This is a genomic window from Clostridium folliculivorans (assembly GCF_024341905.1).
GTDB lineage: Bacteria > Bacillota > Clostridia > Clostridiales > Clostridiaceae > Clostridium_AR > Clostridium_AR folliculivorans.
In genome coordinates this window covers 1-5623 of the sequence record NZ_BQXY01000023.1, presented here as the reverse complement: position 1 = coordinate 5623, position 5623 = coordinate 1, and the positions used below count along the sequence as shown (strand labels likewise).

Sequence of the window (5623 nt, the reverse complement as noted above, 5' to 3'; positions counted from 1 at the left end):
GCCGCCAGCGTTCGTCCTGAGCCAGGATCAAACTCTCAATTTAAAGTTTAATCATAGCTTACTTACTTAGTAAGTCTTTTTTCAAAAGAATTGCTGGTTTAGTTTAAGTCTAATTTTAGACTTTGTTTATCTTCTCTGTTTAATTTTCAAAGACCAATGTTTAACTGCTTATTCATATTATCATCTCAATCGAATCTTGTCAACATTATTTTTTATTGCTCAAAAATCAATTTGTCAGACAACGATATTTAATATAACATGTTATAGGACAAAACTCAAACTATTCTATAGTCAATTATATAAATTTACATACTAAAATCTAACTATATCTTCAATTTTCTTTTTTTTTCTCATGTGTCTACTATTGAAAATCACAAAAAATATAATACCTTAAATAATAATTTTCACAGTAGAAATGTACTGAGTTATAAAAATCATTCTTCCTATTTAAAGACTAAAGTTTATCATTTAAACTCCTCAAAAGTAAAAATACATGTATACAGGAAACTACATTCCCTATATACATGTATTATCTGATTAAATTTTAATTGTTAATTTAGATATAGTAAATACCTTTATCTTAAACTTAATTATGATATATTTTCAAACTGCATATTATATAGATAAGCATATGTTCCATCCAAGTCAATTAGCTCATTATGATTACCTCGTTCTTTTATCCCTTCATCCGTAAGCACTATTATTTCATCAGCATTTCTTATAGTACTAAGTCTATGGGCTATAACTAATGTAGTTCTGTTCTTAGAAAGATCTTCTAAAGATTTCTGTATAAACTTCTCACTTTCATTATCAAGGGCAGATGTAGCTTCATCAAGTATTAATATAGGAGGATTTTTAAGGAACACTCTTGCTATTGATACTCTTTGCTTCTGTCCACCAGAAAGCTTAACTCCTCTCTCCCCTACACTTGTATCATAACCCTCCTTAAGAGTCATAATAAATTCATGTATATTAGCTTTTTTAGCTGCATCTATAATTTCCTCATCAGATGCACCTGGTTTTCCATAGGCTATATTTTCTTTTATAGTACCAGTAAACATATATACATCTTGTTGAACTATCCCAATTGAATTTCTAAGTGATTTAAGTTTTACATCTCTTATATCTATTCCATCAACAGTAATTGAACCTTCATTTATTTCATAAAATCTTGGAATTAGACTGCAAAAAGTTGTTTTACCGCCACCTGAAGGACCAACAAGAGCAACATTTTTCCCTGCTTTTATACTTATGTTTATATTTTCTAATATATTATGTTTTTCATTATAGCTAAAAGATACATTTTTAAATTCGATATTTCCCTTTGGTTCTATAATATCTATAGCACCTTTCTTATCTGTTATATCCGGTTCAGTATTTATTACTTGTAGGAACCTATCAAAACCGGTAAGCCCTTTTTGGAATTGTTCTGTAAAGTTAACAAGCTTGTCTATAGGACTTAAAAAGATATTTATATATAGTATATAGACCATTAGATCTGCAACCTTTAGAGTACCATTACTTATAAATAAGCCTCCAGCCAGAATAACTGACACATAAAGAAGTCCTTGAAAAAAGCCATTTCCACTAAAGAATTTTCCCATTATTAAATAGTTATCTTCCTTACTCTTAAGAAACTCTAGATTTCCCTTGTCAAACTTGTGACTTTCAATTGTTTCATTAGCAAATGATTTTACCACTCTAATACCAGAAAGACTATCCTGTACTATAGCATTTACATTCGCTATCTTCTCTCTATTTTTCATAAATACTCTGTTCATATGCTTGTTATAGAATATTGAGAAATACAGCATAACCAAGGTTATGAAGAAAAGTATTAAAGTTATTTTAACATTAACATTTATAAGTATTATGAATGAACCCGATAACTTAAGTATAGATATAAATACATCTTCTGGACCATGGTGTGCTAGCTCAGAAATATCAAATAGGTCATTAACTATTCTTGATTGCAAAGTGCCAGTATTGTTATTATCGTAATAAGAGAATGATAGTTTTTGAAGATGATCAAACAAATCCTTTCTCATATTAGACTCCATCTTGGCTCCCATTATATGTCCCCAAGAAGTTATAAAATACTGACAAAAGTATCTTACAATATACATACATAATAACGCTAAGCCCGCATAAACTACATACTTAATTATTATATTCTTATCTTCCAATATATACACATTATTAGTTAAGTACCTTACTATCATTGGAAATACAAGATCTATCCCAGATAGTATCAATGCACAGACCATATCTGCGAAGAAAAGCTTCCTGTATGGCCCATAGTAATTAATAAATTTCTTAAATCTATCCATATTTGTGTAGTGATCCTCCCCCGTAATTTATTCATATAGATTATAAAATAACACTATATAGATTATTAATCAAACAATAGAATATGTGATTAAATCAGGTTATTTACCTTAATAAAATTATTTTAACGTTTACTATTCATTTAATATATTATTTCACTTAATATTAAAAGTCAACTTACTAAGTATAGTTTAACTTCTGCATTTAAACTAAATAATGAATTTCTTGTTTCTTCCCTATCCTATAAAAAAATAGCATCAGTCATTCATAGGCTAATATTATTAACAATATTTCCAATCTTCACTGATGCTACAATATATTTTTATGTTTAATATTATTATTAAAATTAATTGGTTATACAGGAGATGCTCTATGAGCGAGCAATTAAAATTAAATGATTTTCTCAGATGGAATGGCGTTAAGAACCTGTACTGTTCGAACGTAGTGAGTTTACAGGTTTAGCCATGGAATATGAGAAAATCATATTAATTCTTTGCGTAAGCTCATTAATGCATCGGATGTATAACCAATTAATTTCAGCATATTTTAACATTATCCTATTTTTTGGTTTCAGAAACATTTAAATTGGTATTCAATAAAAGTATGTCTACTCTCCTATTCTTACTTTTTCCTTCCTCTGTGTCATTTGATGCCACTGGTCTATATTCTCCATACCCTACAGAAGATAATCTATCCGCGGCTATTCCACCTCTAGTTACTAAAAATTCTACCACATTAGAAGCTCTAATAGCAGATAACTGCCAATTAGAATGAAAATATGTAGTGTTTATTGGAACATTATCAGTATGCCCTTCTACTCTTATATAGTTATCAATTTTATTAAGTATTCCTGCTAAAGAAATCAATTTTTTCTGATTATCAGTTTTAACATCAGCCTTGCCACTGTCAAAGAATACTGTATCATTAAAACTAATTACAAGACCTCTCTCTTGAAGGCTTGTCGTAATACTTCCTTTAAGATCTGACCCAGCAATCATCTTATCTATTTCTTCTTTTACCTTCTCTAACTTCTGTTCTTCTATTTTCGCATTGGCATTATTGTCCGTGATCTGTTTAAGCTGTTCATCTGTCACTGTGACTTTGCTCGAATCAATGCTAGCATTATCAGAAGTGCCTATAATGCTCTTTCCACCACCGATGGCTAAATTCAAAGATTGTGCAATTTGAGAATACTTTTTAGCATCTACAGTACTGGAAGCGTACATTACTACAAAAAATATCATAAGAAGCGTTATCAAATCAGAATATGTTAATAGCCATCGTTCATTATTTTCCTTTTCTACTCTCTTCTTTTTCATAAAATAATACCTCTCTAATCATTAGCATTATTTGAATTTAATTCTGATACTTCTTTATCAGTCAAAAATCCTTCTAGCTTGGCCACTAAAGTATTAGGATTTGCTCCTTCTTGGATAAGCATAATAGCTTCAATTGACATTTCCTTTTCTATTATTTCCTCTTTATCAAGTGCTTTTAGCTTATTTGCTACAGGAAGCCAAAGTAAATTTGCTGTACCTACTCCATATAATGTTGCTATGAAAGCTACTGCAATTTTAGGTCCAAGTGTACTAGGATCATCTAAATTACTAAGAACCTGTACTAGTCCCATAACAGTACCTATAATACCCATTGTTGGTGAAAATCCGCCTGCTGCATCGAATATGCCAGCCCCATCGTGATGACGCTCTGACATTTGTTCTAACTTTGTCTCTAATATCCCTCTTATTGTACTTGGTTCAACACCATCGACAACCATTTGAAGCCCTTTTTTTATAAATGGATCCATTTCATTATTCGATAGATCTCCTTCTATACTCAATAATCCATTCTTTCTTGTCTTAGTTGATAATTCTTTAAAAAATTCTATTTGTTCTTTTGTATTAACTTTTCTATTTGTAAATGCAACCTTTATTATCTTACCTATATTTTTTAGTTTACTTGTTGGGAAAGATATCGCTACCGCACCTATAGTTCCACCAAAAACTATCACAGCTGCTGAAAAAGCCACAAGCATTAAAGGACTTCCACCTTCTTCAATAAATGCAAAAATTAACGACCCAAATCCTATAACAATACCAACAATTATTCCTATATCCATAATCTTCTCCCTCTCCTAACTATAATATAAAGATTCCTAAGTGAAACTCTTTAAATTAAGCTTCCCTTTTCAATTATCGTATAATATCTCAATTTTATTAGCATTAAAGTGAATTTTTTATGGTAAATTATCAAAATTTATATTATTATATGTTTTTATTGCACATACCCCCAAAACAATTTCACTTTTAATAGTTATAAATCTAGATAGCTTTCTTTGAATATGTTAAGGTTAGAAAACTGTGAAAAAAACATAAAATAGCTAGGCTTCATATTTCTGAAACCTAGCTATTTCAATACTTTTGGTGCTCCCAACAGGGTTCGAACCTGCGACCTATGGATTCGAAGTCCACCACTCTATCCAGCTGAGCTATAGGAGCATGTTATATAAAAAATTTGCTAAAGCGATCTTCTTTAGTGAATTTCTTTTGCACATCTGCCTTTTCTGAACGTATCTGAAGAATCTTACAGGCGACATATTCTTCTTTTTTTATTCTTTAACTTATACTATTTCTTAAGTCTATTCGCATAATTATCCACAGACATAATTAATATATAAATTGCTAAAGAATAAAATAATATAAAAAGACAACTTAAGTTATAAGTTGTCTTTAGTATGGAGCGGGTAGTGGGAGTCGAACCCACCTTTTCAGCTTGGAAGGCTGGAGTATTACCGATATACGATACCCGCATATTTGGAGCGGAAGACGGGACTCGAACCCGCGACCTTCACCTTGGCAAGGTGACACTCTACCATTGAGTCACTTCCGCTTGATTGGTGCAGATGAAGGGAGTCGAACCCCCACGCCGTAGGCGCTAGATCCTAAGTCTAGTGCGTCTGCCAATTCCGCCACATCTGCATCTTTTCATTTATTAAATTGGTGGCTTACCGGGGAATCGAACCCCGGACACCATGATTAAAAGTCATGTGCTCTACCGACTGAGCTAGTAAACCAATTGGCTGGGATAGCAGGATTCGAACCTACGAATGATGGAGTCAAAGTCCATTGCCTTACCGCTTGGCGACATCCCAATAATAAATTTAATATGGGGTGAACGATGGGATTCGAACCCACGACAACCAGAGCCACAATCTGGTGCTCTACCAACTGAACTACGTCCACCATATTTGGTGCGCCATCAGGGACTCGAACCCAAGACACCCTGATTAAGAGTC

Annotated in this window: 3 protein-coding genes and 7 tRNA genes; all 10 read right to left on the bottom strand. The window is 32.0% G+C overall.

Annotation, left to right across the window (positions count from 1 at the left end):
• Window positions 1-590 precede the first annotated feature (590 nt).
• Complete coding sequence (locus OCU55_RS23675) at window positions 591-2330, bottom strand: ABC transporter ATP-binding protein (protein ID WP_261854713.1); 1740 nt, start codon at window positions 2328-2330, stop codon at window positions 591-593.
• Window positions 2331-2885: 555 nt separating this feature from the next.
• Entirely contained in the window at window positions 2886-3647 is a 762-nt protein-coding gene (locus OCU55_RS23670) for a flagellar motor protein MotB (protein WP_261854712.1), read from the bottom strand.
• Between the two features lie 14 nt (window positions 3648-3661).
• Window positions 3662-4447 carry a flagellar motor protein gene (locus OCU55_RS23665; RefSeq protein ID WP_261854711.1) on the bottom strand — a complete coding sequence of 262 codons (786 nt, stop codon included), beginning with the start codon at window positions 4445-4447 and terminating at the stop codon, window positions 3662-3664.
• A gap of 302 nt (window positions 4448-4749) precedes the next feature.
• Window positions 4750-4826, bottom strand: a tRNA-Arg gene (locus OCU55_RS23660).
• A 237-nt stretch (window positions 4827-5063) separates the two neighbouring features.
• Window positions 5064-5137: transfer RNA gene (locus tag OCU55_RS23655), tRNA-Gly, on the bottom strand.
• 5 nt (window positions 5138-5142) lie between these two features.
• Window positions 5143-5217, bottom strand: a tRNA-Gly gene (locus OCU55_RS23650).
• A gap of 5 nt (window positions 5218-5222) precedes the next feature.
• Window positions 5223-5306 (bottom strand) — tRNA-Leu (locus tag OCU55_RS23645).
• Between the two features lie 19 nt (window positions 5307-5325).
• Window positions 5326-5401, bottom strand: a tRNA-Lys gene (locus OCU55_RS23640).
• 3 nt (window positions 5402-5404) lie between these two features.
• Window positions 5405-5479 (bottom strand) — tRNA-Gln (locus OCU55_RS23635).
• A gap of 15 nt (window positions 5480-5494) precedes the next feature.
• Window positions 5495-5570: transfer RNA gene (locus OCU55_RS23630), tRNA-His, on the bottom strand.
• Window positions 5571-5623: the final 53 nt, after the last annotated feature.